Here is an 18,155-nt window from a genome sequence, read left to right on the forward strand (position 1 = left end):
TTCCGGCACCCGCCCGCGAACAACAGGGCCGAGACCGCCAGCCCGAGAACGCCCGCACCCTTGAATCCACCCGTCTTCATTCGTGCTCTCCTTGCTGGAGCCGTGTCTGGCTTGGCCACAAGGGTTTGCCCTGTCCCGTCCGGATGCAGCGACCGGGCAGCCGTGCGCAGGGCCGCCACCTCAGACGTGGGTGGTGCTGTCCTGGGTCCCGGCGATCAGCCCCTCTTCCTGCGCCAGGGTCCGCAGGTGCGTCTTGATGCGCTGGAATTGCTGGCGCAGCGCCGCCGCCTTGCGCTTGAGGCTCGCATCCGTCACCGGCCCCTCCCCATCCCCCTCCGACATCACCCGCGCCACGTCATCCCACGACAGCCGCTGGTCCACTCGCAACAGCAGCAGCATGCGCTCCTGGGGATCCAGACTCTCGCGCAGCGCGCGGAAACGCTCCTTCACCGACGTGCGCTGCCAGGGACGGGTCTCCGAGCGGGGCTTCTGAGGCTCGTCCGGCAGCTTCGAAGTGCTCACCGGTTGCTCCCTCCCCGCCGGCGCGTGCATCACCTGGTAGCAGGCATTGCGCGCCAGCCGGTACGCCCACGTCCGGAAGGAGCTCTCCCAGCGGAACCCCGCCAGGCCTCGCAGGAGGTTCTCGCTGAAGAGGCTGAAGGCATCCCGGCTCCGCTCGTAGTCGTGGAGCACCGAGGCCATCAACCGCATGATCTCCTGCCCATAGCCCTCCAGGGCCCGCTCCACGGCTCCGGCCATGTCACCCCGCTGGCACAGCCCCTGAATCTCCCGCTCCAGCTTCTCGCGCTCTTCCAACTGCATGGTGGTTCTCCCTCGTCCTGGCCTCTCGCCCTGCTCGTCCGCGCTTCACACCCTGGTGGGCGCCTCCGGCCTCGCGCCGGGCACCCTCGGTGGGGGACCCAACGCCAGCACCGCGTGACGCTCGAACTCCCGCGCCCCTTGAGCGCGTGAGACGCGCATCGCCTGGAGGAGGTACTCGTGCACCTGCTCCTCGTGGCCCAGGGCCCGCTGGGCCTCGGCGCCGATGCGGTACAGCTCCGCCTCGTAGAAGCGCTCCCCCAACGCCTCCACCCACTTCAACCCCTCGTGCACCACGAGCAGCGCCTCGCGGGGCTCGCCCAGCCGCAGGTGCACGTCCGCCAGCAACCCGAGGTTGTGAGGCATGCCGGCCTTCAGGCCCGACACCCTCCATCGACCCAACCACTCGCGCAGCTGCTCCAATCCCTCTTCGGGCATTCCCAGCTCCGCCAGGGCCCAGGCGCGCAGCAGGCCCGACCACACCGACCACAGGCGGAACCAGTGCTCGCGCGACACGGCATGGCACTCCTCGGCCAGCGCGAGCGTGCCCTGGGCGTCCCGGCGAAGCTGGCAGGACAGCGCCGCGTAGAGCAGCACGTAGGCCCGGGTGTTCGCGTGCCCGACGCGCCCGGCCAGCTCCAGCGCCTCGTGGGCATAGCGCCGCGCCCGCTCCGTCTGGCCGAGCACCGAGTGGATGACGGAGGCGTGGATGAGCGCCATGGACCGCGGCTCCACGAAGTGCCGCACCGCCAGCCTCCGGTGCTCCTCCATGGAGAAGTCCGAGCACACCACCGCGCGCTCCACGTACTCGCGCCCATCCTCCAGGCGCCCCCAGGCGAAGAAGTCGGTGGCCATCATCCGGTAGCCCAGGGACAGCAGCTCCCGGTTGTGCTGGCGCGAGCCCAGGCCCACCAGCTGCACGGCCAGCTCGTGCGACAGGGGGTACTCGGCACGGGCGAAGGAGTAGGCGTAGGGCCCCCAGTAGGACAGCTCCAGGCTCGGCAGCGCCTCGCCCACCCGCTGGAAGAGCTCGCGCGCCCGGGTGTACGTCCGCTTCACCTCGGGCGAGCGGTAGCCCTGCACCTGCGAGAGGGGAATACCCAGCGCGATGAGCAGCTGGAGTTCCTGCTGGATGCGCTGCGGGGCATCGGGCAGGGCCCGCAGCTGCTTCAGCGCCTGCTGGATGTGACTCACCGCCTCCAGGTTCGCCGAGCGCAGGCTGGCGCGGATGCCCGCCTTCAACCAATGGCCAATGGCCTGCTCGCACTCGCCCGCCTCCGTGTAGTGGTGGGCCAGCAGCTCCGGCTGCGTCTCCACCACCTCGGGGAACTGCTCCAGGAGGGACTGGGCGATGCGGCGGTGGTGCTCGCGCCGGGTGCTGCGCAGCAGGGACTGGTAGGCCGCGTCCTGGAGGAGGGCGTGGCGGAACTGGTAGGAGGGCCCCTCGTCCTCCTCCTCCTCCACGGGCTGGAGCAGCCCCGTGCTCACCAGCTCTTCCACGTCCGCGTCCAGCGCAGCGGCAGGGCGCCGCGTCAGCGTGGCCAGCAACGCATGGGAGAAGCCGCGCCCCACCACCGCGCACAGCTGCGCCAGGGCCTTCTGCCGCGCCGGCAGCCGGTCCAGGCGCGCCAGCAGCAGCTCGTGCAGGGTGACGGGGATGGACGGCAGGGCACCGCCCCCCACCACCATGCGCGTCATCTCCTCCACGAAGAGGGGAATGCCGTCCGTCTTCGCCACCAGGTGGGCCACCGTCTCCTCGGACAGCGCGTGCTTCCCCGCCGCCTCCTGGATGAGCGTGGCGGAGAGCCGCGCCGGCAGCCTCTCCACCACCACCCGGTGGAGCCGCTCCGAGGGGGGCCATGCGTGCCGGAAGCCCGGGCGGGCGCTGAGCACCAGCAGCACGCGCGCGTTGCCCACCTGACTCAGCGTGGCGTCGAGCAGCTCCAGCGTGGACGGGTCCGCCCAGTGCAGATCCTCCACCACGCCGAACACCGGCTGCTGCTCCGCCATGCGCAGCAGCAGCGCCACCAGCGCCTCGATGGTGCGCTCCTTCTGCAGGTCCGGCGAGAGCTGGAAGAAGGGCAGGTTCTCCTTCACCGGCAGCGAGAGGAAGGAGGCGATGAGGGCCATGTGCGCGGCCTCCAGGTCCAGCGCGCCCAGCACTCCCTCCAGCCGGTGCAGGTTCTCCTGGGGCGAGCCCTCCGGGTCCAACCGGAAGAGGTGCTGGAACATCTCGACGATGGGGTGGAAGGCGCTGTTGGCGAACTGGCTCCAGCACTGGCAGCGACCGCGGAGGCTGGGAACGCACGCCACCTGCGAGCGCAGCTCCTGGATGACGCGGGACTTGCCGATGCCGGCCTCGCCCGTGAGCAGCACGACGGAGCCCCGCCCGGCGCGTGCCTCCTCCCAGTGGGAGGCCAGCGCGCACAGCTCCTCCTCGCGGCCCACCAGCGGCGAGAGCGCACCCGCCACCAGCGCCCGGTCGAAGCGGAACACCGACTTGCGCGCGCGCTGGACCCGCCACGCGTCCACCGCCCGCGCCCCCGACAGCCCCTCGAAGGGGAGCGGGCCGAGCGACTCGGCCTCGAAGGCACGCTGCACCAGCGTGTGCGTGGTGTTGCTGAGCACTACCGCGCCCGGCCTGGCCCGCCGCGCCAGCCACGAGGCGATACGTGGGGCCTCGCCCTGGATGGTGGGCGTGCGCCCCCGCAGCTCGGGGAGGATGTCGTCGAACACCACCAGCTCGGTGTGGACGCCCACCTGCACCTGGAGCGAGCCCACCAGGTCCAACGCCGCGCGCACCGCGTACTCCGAGTCCTCCTCGCGCGCCACCGGGTAGCCGAAGCAGGCGAGGACCTCGTCTCCCATGCACAGGGTGATGGAGCCGCCATGCCGCTGCATCGTCTCCGAGCAGCGCTTCTGGAACTCGGCCTCCAGCTCACTGAGATCCTCCGAGTCCAACCCCTCGGCGAGTCCGCCCAGGCCCGCCAGCTTGCAGGACACCAGCGTCACCGGCCGGCGCTGGGGGGCCATGACGCTCGGCTCCTCGCGCCAGGGCCCCAGCCGCTCCTCCAGCCAGCGCAACCGGTCTCGCAGCGCCACCGCCGAGGGCAGGCGCTCGCGCGGCTCCTTCGCCAGGGCCGAGGCCACCAGCGCCTCCACCTCCTCGGGCACCTCCGGGCGCAGCGCGCGCACCGAGGGCACCCGGGCGGGCGCCACCACCTTCGCGCGCAGGTCCTCCAGCGTGTCGCTCCGGTAGGGCAGCTCCCCGGTGAGCATCTCGTACAGCATGACGCCGGCGGACCAGAGGTCCGTGCGCTCGTCCTGCGGCTCGCGGCGCCACTGCTCCGGGGACATGTAGGGCGGCGTGCCCGCCTCGGGCAGGTGGGGCGCGGGCGAGCCTCCCGAGGCCATCAGCCAGGCCAGCCCGAAGTCGAGCAGCTTCACCGTCCCCCGCGCGCTGAGGAAGACGTTGCTGGGCTTGAGGTCGCGGTGGACGATGTGGCGGTCGTGCGCGTGCGCCAGCCCCGAGGCCACCGCGCTCATGATTTCCAGCGCGCGCCGCACGCCGAGCCGCGGCTCCCTGCGCAGCAGCGCGGCGAGCGACTCCCCCTCCAGGCACTCCATGATGAGGAAGGGAATGCGTGGCTCCCAGGGCTTCCCACTCCACTCGGCCACATCGAAGATGCGGACGATGTTGTCGTGGTCGAGCTGCGCGACGGCGCGGGCCTCCCGGCGCAGCGGCTCCATCAACCCGTGGTCCGCCTGCCCCTCGCGCGGGAGGAGGAACTTGAGGGCCACCTCGCGCTCGAGCTCCGCGTCACGCGCGCGGAACACCTGGCCCATGGCGCCCCCGCCCAGTTCCCCGAGCACCTCGAACCGGCGACCGTCCGAGCCCCCGAGCCGCTCCCCGGGGGCCGGCTCGCGGAACGGCGGCGACACCTGCGCGACCTCCTGGAGGAAGGAGTCATCGAAGTCCGAGTGACCGGTCTCCTCCTGCATCCGCTGCTCCCCGGTCGAGGGCCCTTCGCCGTGCAGGGCCTGGCTGATTGAAGGTATGGGGCTCATGGTCACCGGGCAATGCAACGGGGCTGTGGGACGAGGAGAGTGTCCAGGGTCGGTACCCCGCCCTCCCTCGGGACGGACGTTCAGGACGCCAGGAACCGAAGCGCCTGGATTCCTGGCAGGAAGAAATACCCCCCTCCGCGCGTGTGGACGAAGCGGGGCAGGCCGGTGAGGCGCTGACGCACCGGCTCGGCCGGAATGGTCACCGAGTAGTCCTCGGGCCGGGAGCCCTCGCGCTCGGGGTCATGGTTGTCCCCCATGAGCGGATCCCTGCTGTCGTAGTGGCCGCCGAACTTGGGGTTGTTCATCCAGGTCTGTTGGATGAACTCGAACTGGCGCCGGATGTTGGCGTTGAGGGCGATGAACACCATGCCCTGCTCGCCATCCGGGTCCCGGTAGGGCCGGCCCCGCCGGAGGATTTGATGGCGGTCGGCGACCTTCAGGGAGGCCTTCGGGTCCCCGGGAACGAGCGAGTCGCGCGGGTTGCTGCGGCGGATGTGCGAGTTGACGGGGCAGCGCAGCCCGTGCGGGTCGTCCGCGTAGAGGAAGTCGTTGGTGCGCGTGGAGTCCGTCGCCAATTCCCGGTCGTCCTTCATGGGGCAGAGCGAGAGCGGCGCCCCACTGCGCCAGCGCCCCATCATCTTGGCGGCCAGCAATTCCTTGCGCGCCGCGTCACCCTGGGGATCCTCGGGGTCATGGGCATGCTCGGCCAGGAAGCCCTCGAAGGCCTCCACGTCCTGGCTCAGCTTGCGCAGCACGAGGTAGGTGCCATTGCGCCCCAGGTCCTTCGACCTGGCGCCCGGGAGGGGGGGCAGCAGCCCCTGGGCATCCTGCTCGACGGGGACGGTGGGCGAGAAGGGAAGCTGCCCGTACTGGTTCTCGTAGCCGAGGATGAACTCGCCCGCCTTGATGGGCGCGCTCTGCCCCGGCTTCTGGTGGGTGCCCTCGATGGTGGGCTGGGCCAGCCCATCCCGGTAGCCGAAGGCTTCCTTGAAGCCAACCATGGAGCCATCCTCGTGGCACACCGCGCGCAGGCACGCGTCCTGGACGAAGACCTCGCGCAGGCCGTGCGCCTCGTAACGCTGACGCTTGCGTGCGTGGAAGTCGTCCATCCGCTCCGAGTGCTGCTCATCCCCCTGGGTGAAGAGCATGAGGACGAGGTGGATGCCGCCGGGCTCGCCAAAACGCCACTTGCGCGGCGCGCTCCCCCCCGTGTCTCCGAGGGCGCGAGCGCGGTGCTCGGCCGCCATGCCCTCCACGAACTCGGGCAGGAAGGACTCCACCACCTTCTCGTCCAGTCCGAGCGCCCGCAGGCCATCGGCGGTGAAGGCGACGTGCAACGCCTGCCGCCGCTTATCGCCCCGCGCCCTGGCCATCTGGAGGGCCTTCATCGTGGTCACCTCCTCCGACAGCTCCCGCAGCCACGTCTTCGCGCGGGCCACGTCCTCTCCAAGCTGGAGGAAGACGTAGCGCGAGAAGCGAAGCTCGCCGTAGCCAGCGAAGACGATGGCCTGGATGTCCTGCCACTCGAGTTGTTTTTCCATGAAGTCTTTCTCCAGCGCACGAGGCGCTATATGCGGCGCAGCCAATCCCTCACCTGCCTTGAAGACAGGCGGGCCTTTACCTTCGAGCGCAGCTCCCGGTCGTTGACGATGTTGGAGACGCTCTTGCCCGGGTGCCGGGTGAACCAGGCCTCCGTGTAGACCTGATGCTGGCGGACCCACAGCTTGAAGGCTTCCTCCCGGTCCGCGCCCAGCTCCAGGCCGAAGGGCCGCAGGCGCAAGCGCGTGCGCGGGAAGCCCTCGGTGCTGCACCAGATGGTGGTGAGCCCGATGCTGGCCCGGTCCACGAAGCTGCCCAGGTAGTCCTCCCAGCTCCCGTCGTAGTTGCTGAAGAAGAGCATCCGGTGCTTCTTGCGAGGCCCCTCCTCGCCCTCCACCTCGTCCTCGAGCATCACCCAGCGCGCGAAGTGGATGCCCTCGATGCCGCCGAGCTGGCCCTCGGTGAAGTAGTACCGGGCCAGGTAGCCCCAGACCCACAGGGACAGTCTGGCCAACGGCGGCCGCAGCGCGCCCGGCTTGAGGTCCACGAGGTGGGTGAGCTGGTTCTGCGCCTGGAAGTCCTCGCGCTCCAGCAGCTCGCTCAGCTTCGCGCGGGCCTTGGAGTCGTACGTCGCCGTCGCGGGCTTGGACTCGCCGCCCTTCACCCACTGCGCCACCCCTTCCGCGAGCTCCAGGCCCAACAGGGTCAGCCACGTGGGGACGGCCACCGGCATCACGAGCGCGGCCATGCCATTGCGCACGAGCGGCATCCGCAGGAGCCGGGCCTTCCACGGCACCGGCTCGGGCTCGAGTCGCAGCACGCCCTCGGCCTTCTCCTTCGCCTCGCGGGCCTGGACCTGCTCCAGGTGACTTCGGATGTCCTGTCGGATGTCCTGTTGGAGCCGGGACTCCTCGCTCCGGCTCCGCCCGGGGCGGCCGGTACGGCGCCGCGCCAGCCGCATGAGGCGCGCGCACGCGCCCTGGGAGTCGGAGAGATACTCATTGATGAGCCGGCGCACCCGGGCGTCGTTGTCGATGCTCTCGACGGTCAGCCCCGGATAGGACTGATAGAAGAGCGCCTCGGGCAGCGCGTGGTCGAGCAGGTAGTCCTTGAGCGCCGCGTCCGGGTTCTCACCCCTGGCGGGAGGGGATGGCTCGCAGTGGCAGTAGATGCACGTCCTCAGCGCCTTCCCGGCCACGCGGATGAGGTCATCCAGGAAGCTGCCCACGTCGCCGTCGAAGTTGGCCTCGAAGGCCAGCAACTCGCGGCCCTCCTGGCCCGCCTCCCCGCGCGCGGCGGGCACGATGACCCAGCGCAGGAAGTGCGTCGTCTTCAGCGCGTCGAGGGGGATGAGCGTGTTGCGGCGGATGTCCCGGCCGACCGCTTCCAACACCTTCGAGAGTTCAGCGGAGGCGTGCCCGCGCCGGATGGGCACCACCACCGTCAGCGCGGTGCGCCGGCCCGCCACACGGGCCCGCTCGCCCGCCCGCTGGGGTAAGTCCTCCAACCTCCCGAGACTCGAAACCCGCCCTGTACTTGTATCGTCCATTCATCGCTCCCACGGGAGATGGAGCGATGGGGGGGCATTCGTGACGCGCCGGGGAACGGCGTGGGAGGCACGCTCGTGCCCCAGGCATCCAGGCGGGGGCTCAAGCGGGGAACAGGCGCCCGCGCAGCACGTCCAGCCCGAGGGGCGAGCACAGCTCGGCCGAGAAGAGCACGTTCAGCGCACGCTGGGCGAGCGCGGCGGGCGGTGCGGCCATGAGCACCCGGCCACACTCCTCCAGCTGCTCCTTCGTCAGGCCGATGTCGCCGTACAGCTCCGCGAGCTTCATCCGGTCCTCGACGGAGAGGTCGCGCTTGAGCTCCGCGGTGAGCTGGCGCAGCTCCACCGAGCTGCCGTCCGCGCGTTGCACCTTGGGCTCGGCCTCGAGCACGTCCTCGTCGTCGTAGAGCAGCGGCCAGATGTCCGTCAGCGTCGTGGGGGCCTCCACCAGCAGGTGGCCCACGCGCCGGACGCACTCCTGGCACGAGGACCCACCGAAACGAGGCAGGTCCAGGGCGGGAGAGGCACTCGCTCCACAGAGCAGACAGGTCGCGACGGAGGGGGTGGTGGGCTCCATGGGGCTCACCCTTAACGCCCTCCCCCAACAGACGCCAGCCCTCTTGTGGGCTACGGGTGACGCCGCCGGTACTCCTCGCGCAGCCCCGCGAGGTAGCCCGAAGTCTCCGGGGTGCCCTCCGCCGGGGCCCAGGAGGCGAAGGCCTTGTCGTTCGTCGGCGCGTAGGGCCCGTTCTTCACCTCGAAGATGACCGTGTCCGGGGCCAGCGCGACGAGCCCGTGGAAGATGCCCGGGGCGAGGTCCACCCCGAAGTGCTCTCCCCCCGCCTCCAGTCCGAGGCAGTCGCGCACGCGGCCATCGTCCTCGAAGGTGAAGAAGGCGAGCGCGCCCCGCAACAACACCCAGGCCTCGGACTTCGGCGGCTCCAGGTGCCGGTGCGGCCGCACATAGCTGTCCGGCTGGATGACGTTGAGCATCCGGTGCAGCGGGTCGGCCTCACTCTTGTGGAAGGGCAGGATGATGCGGCGGCGCGGGCTCTCCCGGGAGGACTCGGTGACGCGCTCGACGAGAGAGCGCGAGAGAACCACGAGCTCGCCGTCGGGAGCGGCGAGGGCACGCGGAAAGGAAGGGGGGCTCATGGGTGCAACGGCTCCTGCTCGAAGGGCTCCAGGCGGCGCAGGCTCGCACGAGCCCGCTGCTCGTAGCCGAACATTCCGTGCGAGTGGGCGTAGTACATGGCCTCCTGGAAATCCTCGCGCGCCTCCCTCCTCTGGCCCGCCCGTGCCCGCAGCTCGCCGCGGATGCGGTGCAGCTCCGGCACGTAGGAGTACTCGTCCGTCTTCGCCGGCCACGTCATCGCCTCCTCCACGGCGGCCAGCCCCTCCTCCAGCTGCCCCAGCCGCAGGTGGATGTTGGCCAGCATGGCCAGGTTGTGGTGCATGCCCGCGTGCAGGCCGGAATGCTTCCACTGCTCCAGCGTCTGGCGCATCAGCACCAGCCCCTCCTGGGGGCGCCCCAGCTCCGCCATGGCCCAGCTCTTCAGGGCGGAGGACCACATGAACCACAGCGGGAAGCGGTGCTCGCGGGCGAGCGGGATGCACTGGTCGGCCAGCGCCAGCGTCGTCCCCGCGTCCCACCGGAGCTCGGCCCCCAGGGCGCAGTACGTCATCGCGAAGCACGTCGTATGCGGGTGGCCGATGCGGCCGGCCAGCTCCAGTGCCTCGCGGGTGAAGCGCTCGGCGCGATCCTCCTGGCCCGCCGCCGAGAGCGGCAGCGCCCCGTAGGCCAGCACGCTCACGCGCGGAGCCACCCACTGCTGGACGGCGAGCGCCCGCTCCCGGGCGAGGTCCACGACCTCCGAGCACTCCAGCGCATGCTCCATATGCTCCAGGGAGGTGGTCACCTCACCCCAGGTGAAGAAGTCCGTGGCCTGCATGCGGTGACCCATGCCGCGCAGCTCGCGGTTCTTCTGGCGGGCGCCCAGGTCCACCAGCAGCTCCCCCACCTCGTGGGCCTCGCGCGACTTCCCCCGCGCGAAGGAGTACGCGAAGGTTCCCCAGAAGCTCAGCTCCAACTGGGGCAGCTCATCACCCACCTGGCGGAAGAGCGCCCGGGCCCGCGTGTACGTGTCATCCACCTCGGTCGCGTGGAAGCCCCGCACCTGCATCAGCGGCATGCCCAGGGCGATGAGGAGCTGGAGCTCCTCCTTCGTGAGAGTGGTGGCGTCCGGGAGGTTGCGCAGCAGCTTGAGCGCCTGCTGGAGGTGACTCACCGCCTCCTCGTTGGCCGAGCGCCGGCTGGCGAGCAACCCGGCCTCCTTCCAGAAGTGGATGGCCTGCTTCACCTCGCCGGCCTCGGAGAAGTGGTGGGCCAGCAGCTCGGGCCGCGTCCCGGCCACCGAGGGGAAGTGCTCCACCAGGGCCTGGGCGATCCTGCTGTGGTACTGCCGCCGCGCGCTGCGGGGCAGGGACTGGTAGGCCGCCTCTTGAATGAGGGCGTGGCGGAACTGGTAGCCCGGGGCGCGCTCGTAGGCCTGGGCCTGGAGCAGCCCCGCCATCGCCAGCCCCTTGAGGTCCCTGCGCAGCGCGGCCTCGCCGAGCCCCGTGAGCAGGGAGAGCAGATCATGGGAGAAGGTGCGCCCCACCACCGCGCACAGTTGGGCCAGCTGCTTCTGCCGGCGCGGCAGCGAGTCCAGCCGGGCCAGCAACAGCTCCTGGAGGGTGACGGGGATGGAGGCCGCCGCCCCACCCTCCAGCAGCACGCGCGACATCTCCTCCACGAAGAGGGGGACGCCGTCCGTGCGGGCCACCAGTTGCTTCACCACGTCCTCCGGCAGCTCCTGGCCCTGGGTCACCTCCTGCACCATCCGCTCGGTGGACGCCGCGGACAGACGCTCCAGCGCGAGCGAGTGGAAACCCGGCTGCTGCACCCACGGGGGGCGGAACTCGGGGCGCGCGCTGAGGACGAAGAGGACGCGCGACTTCTGGACGCGTCCGAGCAGGAAGCTCAGCATCTGCAGGGTGGAGGGATCCGCCCAGTGCAGGTCCTCCACCGCCAGCAGCATGGGGCGATGCCGGGCCGTGCTCGTCAGCAGCGAGGCCAGTCCCTCCAGCGTCTCCTCCTTCTGCCGCGCGGCCGTGAGGCGCAGGTGCGGGGAGTCCTCGGCCACGGGCAGCGCCACCAGCGAGGCCAGCAGCCGCCGCTGCGTGGGCGTCAGCCCGCGCTGCTCCAACCGCTCCTCCACCCGGCGCAGGTTCTCCTGGGGCGAGCGCTCCGGGCTCAACCACACCCGCTGGAGCATTTCGATGACGGGGTGCAGGGCACTGGTGCTGAACTGGCTCCAGCACTGCATGTGCAGCAGCAGGGGATTGTCCGGCCGCACCCGCTCGCGCAGCTCCTGGCTGAGGCGCGACTTGCCGATGCCGGCCTCGCCCTGGAGCAGCACGAAGGTGCCGTGCCCCTCGCGGGCCCGCCGCCAGTGGCCGAGCAGCACCTCCAACTCGGGCTCGCGCCCCACCAGCGGGCTGAGCACCTCCCGAGGCCGCACCTTCTCGCGCGGGCGCAGCACCCGGTACACCTCCAGCCGGCGCGAGCCCTCGAAGGCGCGCGGCCCGAGCGTCAGCGTCTCGAAGGCGCGCTGCACCAGGAGGAACGTGTGGGGCCCGAGCACCACCTCATCCGGCCCGCCCTGCCGCGCCAACCACCCGGCCACCTTGGGGGCCTCGCCCTGGATGGAGGGGGTGTGCCCCCGCTGCCCCGAGAGGCGGTCGTCCAGCACCACCATGTCCGTATGGAGCCCCACCTGCACCGCCAGCGTCGGGAGCACCCCGGGCGGCAACCGGCCCTGGAGGGCCTCGTGCACGACGCCGGGCAGTTGCAGGCCCGCGCGCACCGCGCACTCCGCGTCCCCCTCCTTCGCCACCGGGTAGCCGAAGCACGCCAGCGCCTCGTCTCCCAGGCACAGGGTGATGAAGCCGCCGTGCTTCTCGATGCACTCGGTGGCGGCGCGGTGGAAGGCCGCCTCCAGCTCGCCGAAGTCCTCCGGGTCCACCTCCTCCGCCAGCGCGCTCAACCCCACCAGGTGGCAGGACACCAGCGTCACCTGCCGGCGCTGGGGCCCCAGCGAGCGCGACGCCCCACTGCCGGGCCGCAGGTGCTCCTCCAGCTCGCGCAGCTCCTCGCGCAGCTCCGCGGCCGACAGCACCCGCTTGTCCGGGTCCTTCTCCAGCATCACCCCCAGCAGCGCCTCCAGCTCCCAGGGCAGCTCCGGGTGGCGCTCGCGGGGCGAGCGGATGGGCTCCGGCGACAAAATCTGCTGGCGCAGCTCCTCCACCACGAAGCCCGGGAAGGGCAGCTCCCCGGTGAGCAGCTCGTACAGCATGACGCCCGCGGCCCAGATGTCGGTGCGCTCGTCCACCTTCTCCCCGCGCCACTGCTCCGGGGCCATGTAGGGCGGCGTGCCGGCGGTGGGCAGGTGCGGCAAGGCGGCGCCGCCCGGGGCCGCCCACCACGCCAGCCCGAAGTCGAGCAGCTTCACCGTGCCGTGGCGGGAGATGAAGACATTGCTGGGCTTGAGGTCGCGGTGGACGATGTGGTGCTCGTGCGCGTGCGCCAGTCCCGTGGCCACCGCGCGCATGATCTCCAGCGCGTGCCGCAGCCCCAGCGTCTTCTCCCGCCGCAGCACGTCCGCGAGCGACTCACCGTCCAGGCACTCCATGACGAGGAAGGGCACGCTGGGCTCGCCCGGCCCTCCGCTCCACTCGGACACATCGAAGATGCGGACGATGTTCTCGTGGTCGAGCTGCGCGATGGCCCGCGCCTCCCGCAGGCCCATGCCGGCCAATTCCTCACGCGGGAAGAGGAACTTGAGGGCCACCACGCGCTGGAGCTCCTCGTCCCGGGCGCGGAAGACCTGGCCCATGGCGCCTTCGCCCAGCGACTTGATGACCTCGAAACGCCGACCGTCCGAGCCCCCCAACCGCTCCCCGGGGAGCAGGCGGCGGAACGGCGTCGGAAGAGGGTCCCGGAAGAGGCCTTGCAGGATGGAATCACCCTGGCCGAAGTCGCCATCCTCCTCGAAGTCCAACGCCTCTAATTCGTCCTCGTCGAGCCCCGCGGCCCTGGCGGCCTCCCGGAACTCCTCCTGGTGGGACGCCTCCGGTCCCTGGCCCTCATCATCGCCGGTCCGTCCCATGGTGCGCCCCCGGTCTCCCGACACGGGCCCGCACGGCGACCCGCATCCCCCCCAGTCTGAAGCTAGGGGCCATGGGGAAACCGGGCAACGAAACCGCCCGAAAGGGAGGGGTTCCCGTCCTATTTCCAGCGTGTGGGGAGGCCGGACCCGCGTGGAGCGGCGGAGCGAGCGGGCCCTCCCGACAAGGTGTGGCGATTCAGCGCAACGCGCACCAAATCTCACACATCACACCAGTGAGTTGTGGACTCCACCGGTAGGAGGGGGCGGGGAGAAACACTCCGCTCCTGGAACCGGAAGACGGGGCATTCGGTCCCGGTCCGCGCCTTCATGACAGCTCAACGAGGTGAACTCATGAGTACCATTCTTCTTGTCGATGATGAGCCCGAACTCCTCGACCTCTACACGGAAGTGTTGGAGCTCATGGACCATCGCGTGCTCCGTGCACATGATGGAAAGGAGGCCCTGGAGATCGCTCACGAGCGACGGCCGGACCTCGTGGTGACGGACTGGCAGATGCCGCGGATGAGCGGGCTGGAGCTGTGCACGCGCCTGGCCCGGGACGAGGAACTGCACGACGTGCCCATCATCATGCACAGCTCCGCGGCGGACCCGCACGCTCCGGGCGTCAAGGCCTTCCTCTCCAAGTGCTCGGAGCTGCATGAGTTTGAAGAGGCCGTGAGCCAGGTCCTGACGGAATCAGGGGCGACCCCGCAGGGTCCGCCACGGGTGGGGCCGGCCCTCCAGGAGCTGTCGCGGCAGTCGCAGTCCTCCTGGGAGTACGAGTCCGCGTGCATCCACTGACGCGCTGACGGAAACGCAAGCAGAGCGGGCCGGGAGACAAGCTGTCTTCCGGCCCGTGTTCTTTTTCGCTCGGGCCTACTCCATCCCCGCAGGAGGCCTCATGCGACACACCTTCGAGGAACACGGTCAGGAATTTCTGTCCCTCATCGGCCCGCACCGGCCGCTGCTGCTCGGACTCGCGCGCAAGCTCTGCCGCAACGGAGGCACGGACCCGGAGGACCTGGTGCAGGACACGCTGGAGCGCGCGCTGGTGCACTTCGAGCGATTGCGCGAGTGCGCGGACGGCGCGCGCCGCGCGTGGTTGTGCACCACGTTACAGCGGCGCTTCCTGGACCTGCTCCGGCGCCAGCGCACCGAGTCCTTCGAGGGCCCGCACCTGGAGCTGGTTCGCGCGCCGGTGCTCATGCGCGAGCCGCGCGCGTGGCGCCCCTGGGAGCACGTCACCGAGGAGCAGCTCCAGCACGCCATCTCGTGCCTGCGGCCTCCCCTGCGCACCGCCTTCGAGTTGCACACGCAGGGGCTGCGCTACAAGGACATCGCCGCGCGACTCGCAACCACGTCGGGCACCGTGGGCTTCTGGCTGCACCAGGCCCGCCGCGAGCTGAAGGCGCGGCTGCGGCCCGTGTCTGGCGCGCTCGACGAGGTGCTCGCGGCTTGAGCGGAAAAGGCAGACAGGGAATGACAGCCCGCACAAGAAACCTCATGCGGTGCGTCATGTAAACGCAGCCCACTGACAATGAATGACAGCTGAGGAAGACAGACACCATGAACTCCCGCATGTCCCAGACGAACCCGTTCGCCCTCCCTCGCTCCGTCGAGAAACCGCCGCGACGCAACCGCTTCCCGCGCGCGGTGGCGCCGCTCAACTGGCGCGAGGCGTTGCTGGAGCGGGTCCCCGAGACTCCCGGCCGCTTCCAGCTGCGCGGGGTGACGGGCGTCATGTTCATCCTCTTCGGGTTGATGAAGATGTTCGACACCACGCTGCCCATCCTCGTGGGAGCGCCGGGCCTGCAGGTGGCCACCGGACCGGAGGGCTTCGGGGCGCTGCTCTCGGGCCTCGGGGTGCCCTTCCCGATGCTCAACGCCTACCTCGTCATCGCGATGGAGACGGGCATCGGGCTGGCGCTCATCCTCGGCCCGTGGCTGCCGGGGACGAAGCTCATCACCCGGCTGGGCGCGCTGGCCCTGGCGGGGGACATGACGGTGGCGCTCCTGGTGGGCCTCCGTCAGGTCCAGGGTGAGCCCGTGGTGCTCCAGGGGGTGGCCGTGATGAACCAGTTCTGGAGGCTGCCGCTGGAGATCGGTCTGCTGCTGGGCATGGCGTACCTGGTCTGGAAGCCCGTGGCCCGGAGCGCACCGGTGATGCCGCACATCGTCCCGGTGCCGGTGCCCGTCCCCGAGTCGGAGTAGCTCACCCTGGAAGCAGGCGAGCGCCCGGCCCCAGGTGCCCCGAGGAAGGGGGGCCTCTGGGGCCGGGCGCTGTCGTCTTCTGGATGGGCGGTGCACAGGTTGAGTCCACATCGTGCTGCCCCTCGGCCTCCTGAATCGCGTGGGACCCCTGTTCGGCTGCCTCGAGTGCGCGGGCCAGCGCATGGAGACGGCGTATCGCCCGGGTCTCGTCCTCTTCTCCATCCTCATCGCCGTGGTGGCGTCCTATACGGCACTCGACCTGGCTGGCCGGGTGGCGAGGACGACCGGCCTCACGCGGCCGGTGCTGCTGGGCAGCGGCGCGGGGATGATGGGCCTCGGCATCTGGGCCATGCACTTCGTGGGCATGCTCGCCTTCTCCATGCCGGGGCGGATGAGCTACGGCCCGGGCCTCACCGCCCTCTCCATGGGCGCCGCCATCGTCGGCTCCTGGGCGGCCCTGTTCGTGGTGAGCCGCAGCCTCGTCACGCCCGGGCGACTGCTGGCCGGTGGCGCCTTCCTGGGGTTGGCCATCATCGCCATGCACTACCTGGGGATGGAGGCCATGCGCATGGAGGCGACGGTGCGGTACGAGCCGTGGCTGGTCGCGCTCTCGGTGCTCATCGCCCTCGGAGCGTCCGCGGGCGCGCTGTGGCTGGCCTTCCGCTTCACCCACGAGGCGCGCCCCTGGTCCTGGCCGAAGCTGGGCAGTGCCCTGCTCATGGGCATGGCCATCTCGGGCATGCACTACACGGGCATGGCGGCGGCCCGCTTCACGTCCGCGCCCGCCTCCGCCGACTTCATCTCCGCCGGCATCGAGGTGGGCGGGCTGGGCGCGGTGGCCGTGGGCGCGGCGGCGCTGGGAGGGCTGGGGCTCACCCTGCTCGGCTCGCTGATCGACCTGGAGCAGCGCCGCGCCCAGCGCACCCTGGCCCTGCTCGCGGATGCGAGCGCGGTGCTGGGCCGCAGCCTGGACATCCCCACCATCGCGGAGTCGCTGGCCGGGCTGGTGGCACCCTCCGTGGGCGATGGGTGCGTGGTGGACCTGTACGAGGAGGATGGGGTCACGCTGCGTCGCGTGGCGGTCCGCTACCCGGAGCAACGGGAACAGGAGACGCGCCATCTGGGCGTCCACTATCGCCAGGACACGGGCTCGGACTGCCCCCTTCAACGGGTGGTGCGCACCGGCCAGCCCGAGCTCCTCACCCACCTGTCACGGGGCGAGCTGGAGCGGCTGGCCCGCGTCCCCGAGTGCCTCGCCCTGCCCCGGGACGCGCAAGCGCGCGCGGTGCTCATCGTGCCCCTGCGCCACCGGGAGCGGGTGCTGGGCACCATCACCGTCATCTCCCGCGAGCGGCCGCTGGGGCCCACGGAGCGCGCGCTGGTCCTGGAGCTGGGACAGCGCGCGGGCAGCGCGGTGGAGAATGCCCGCCTCTACCACGAGGCGCAGGAGGCCATCCGCGTGCGCGACGAGTTCCTGTCCATCGCCTCGCACGAGCTGAACACGCCCCTGACGCCGCTCCAGCTCAACCTCCAGCGACTCCAGCGCACGGTGAACGGGGGCATGGAGGCCGCCCCCGCCCAGCAGCAGGTGGTGCGGATGGTGGAGCTGGCGCAGCGGCAGACGCGGCGACTGGCGCGGCTGGTGGGTGAGTTGCTCGACATCTCGCGCATCCGGCTGGGGCGGCTGGAGCTGCACCCCGAGCAGGTGGACCTGCGGGACGTGGTGCGCGACGTGGTGGAGCGCTTCGGGGACGACCATACCTGGGGCGAGAGCGTGCCCGTGGTGCACGTGGAGGAGCCGGCGGAGGGGTGGTGGGATCGCTCGCGGCTGGAGCAGGTGGTGGCCAACCTGCTGGCCAATGCCGTGCGGTACGGGCAGGGCAAGCCGGTGGACATCACCGTGCGCGCGCACGAGGGCGAGGCCTGGGTGGTGGTGAAGGACCGGGGCATCGGCATCGCCCCCGAGGCGCGCAAGCGCATCTTCGAGCGCTTCGAGCGCGCGTCCTCGCGCAACTTCGGCGGGCTGGGGTTGGGCCTGTACATCGTGCGGCAGATCGTCGAGGCCCACGGCGGCACCATCGGCGTGGAGAGCGAGCTGGGCGTGGGTTCCACCTTCACGGTGAAGCTGCCCCGGCGACGGCAGGCGCACTGAGTGTCCGCTCGCCGCATTCGTCCAACTTTGGAATTCCGGGAAGGAGCTACAGGCCCTCCTTCCCTCCCACCGAGCAGGGGACCGAGCCCGTCCGGCGATCGCACGAGGCGTGTGTAGTTTCACCCCCGCACCACAACAGCAGCAAGGAGGGGCTCCATGCCTACACCGACTCTGACGACCAGCGCCTACGTGCTTCACAATCTCGGTCTCGCCGCGGGCTTCGGCGGTTCGCTCTTCGGCCGCATTGCCCTCAACCCGTCGGCGAAGCTCATCTCCGACAAGCAGGATCGGGCGAAGATCGTCAACGCCGCGTGGAACGGCTACAACATCATCAACGCCATTGGCGTGGGCACCACGGCCCTCACCTGGTTCTTCGGCCGCAGCAAGCTCAGCGGCCGCAGCATCTCGGCCACGGCGCGCAAGCTCGTCATCGCCAAGGACTTCCTGATGGGGGCCACGCTCGTCAGCGGCCTGGTGAACCTCATCGGCGGCGGCTTCCTGGCCAAGCGCGCCCTCGGGGACGGCATCCCGATGGAGTCCGGCAGCAAGGCCGCGGAGGAGGCGCCGCAGGACGTGAAGAGCACCACCAAGCTGGTCAACTGGCTGGGCG

General features: G+C 70.7%; 12 protein-coding genes. 5 read left to right on the forward strand and 7 right to left on the reverse strand.

Features of this window, described 5'->3' with window-relative positions; all coding sequences use genetic code 11:
• Positions 1–180: 180 nt before the first annotated feature.
• The 7 genes from VF794_RS36245 to VF794_RS36275 form a co-directional block, all read right to left on the reverse strand.
• Positions 181–822, reverse strand: coding sequence for a sigma-70 family RNA polymerase sigma factor (locus VF794_RS36245; protein ID WP_331117691.1), 642 nt, complete (start codon positions 820–822; stop codon positions 181–183).
• A 45-nt stretch (positions 823–867) separates the two neighbouring features.
• On the reverse strand, positions 868–4,821 hold the full coding sequence (locus tag VF794_RS36250) for a protein kinase domain-containing protein (RefSeq protein ID WP_331117692.1): 3,954 nt from the start codon (positions 4,819–4,821) through the stop codon (positions 868–870).
• 146 nt (positions 4,822–4,967) lie between these two features.
• A complete protein-coding gene (locus tag VF794_RS36255; RefSeq protein WP_331117693.1) occupies positions 4,968–6,428 on the reverse strand; it encodes a peroxidase in 1,461 nt (486 codons plus the stop codon).
• Between the two features lie 26 nt (positions 6,429–6,454).
• Entirely contained in the window at positions 6,455–7,933 is a 1,479-nt protein-coding gene (locus VF794_RS36260) for a hypothetical protein (RefSeq protein WP_331117694.1), read from the reverse strand.
• 142 nt (positions 7,934–8,075) lie between these two features.
• Positions 8,076–8,549, reverse strand: coding sequence for a hypothetical protein (locus tag VF794_RS36265; protein WP_331117695.1), 474 nt, complete (start codon positions 8,547–8,549; stop codon positions 8,076–8,078).
• A 50-nt stretch (positions 8,550–8,599) separates the two neighbouring features.
• Positions 8,600–9,127, reverse strand: coding sequence for a WbuC family cupin fold metalloprotein (locus VF794_RS36270; RefSeq protein ID WP_331117696.1), 528 nt, complete (start codon positions 9,125–9,127; stop codon positions 8,600–8,602).
• Complete coding sequence (locus tag VF794_RS36275) at positions 9,124–13,182, reverse strand: protein kinase domain-containing protein (RefSeq protein ID WP_331117697.1); 4,059 nt, start codon at positions 13,180–13,182, stop codon at positions 9,124–9,126. The genes VF794_RS36270 and VF794_RS36275 overlap by 4 nt, the downstream gene beginning before the upstream one ends.
• Positions 13,183–13,533: 351 nt before the next feature.
• Between VF794_RS36275 and VF794_RS36280 the strand changes: the two genes are divergently transcribed.
• The 5 genes from VF794_RS36280 to VF794_RS36300 form a co-directional block, all read left to right on the forward strand.
• Complete coding sequence (locus VF794_RS36280) at positions 13,534–13,983, forward strand: response regulator (RefSeq protein ID WP_331117698.1); 450 nt, start codon at positions 13,534–13,536, stop codon at positions 13,981–13,983.
• Positions 13,984–14,083: 100 nt separating this feature from the next.
• Positions 14,084–14,641 (forward strand): RNA polymerase sigma factor, encoded by a 558-nt coding sequence (locus VF794_RS36285; protein WP_331117699.1) that lies wholly within the window; start codon positions 14,084–14,086, stop codon positions 14,639–14,641.
• A 107-nt stretch (positions 14,642–14,748) separates the two neighbouring features.
• Positions 14,749–15,393: a DoxX family protein gene (locus tag VF794_RS36290; RefSeq protein ID WP_331117700.1), complete on the forward strand. Its 645-nt coding sequence runs from the start codon at positions 14,749–14,751 to the stop codon at positions 15,391–15,393.
• Positions 15,394–15,505: 112 nt separating this feature from the next.
• Positions 15,506–17,545: an MHYT domain-containing protein gene (locus VF794_RS36295; RefSeq protein ID WP_331117701.1), complete on the forward strand. Its 2,040-nt coding sequence runs from the start codon at positions 15,506–15,508 to the stop codon at positions 17,543–17,545.
• A gap of 156 nt (positions 17,546–17,701) precedes the next feature.
• A partial coding sequence (locus VF794_RS36300; protein ID WP_331117702.1) for a hypothetical protein occupies positions 17,702–18,155 on the forward strand: 454 nt, incomplete at its 3' end.

It is taken from the genome of Archangium sp. (assembly GCF_036389735.1).
Lineage (GTDB): Bacteria > Myxococcota > Myxococcia > Myxococcales > Myxococcaceae > Archangium.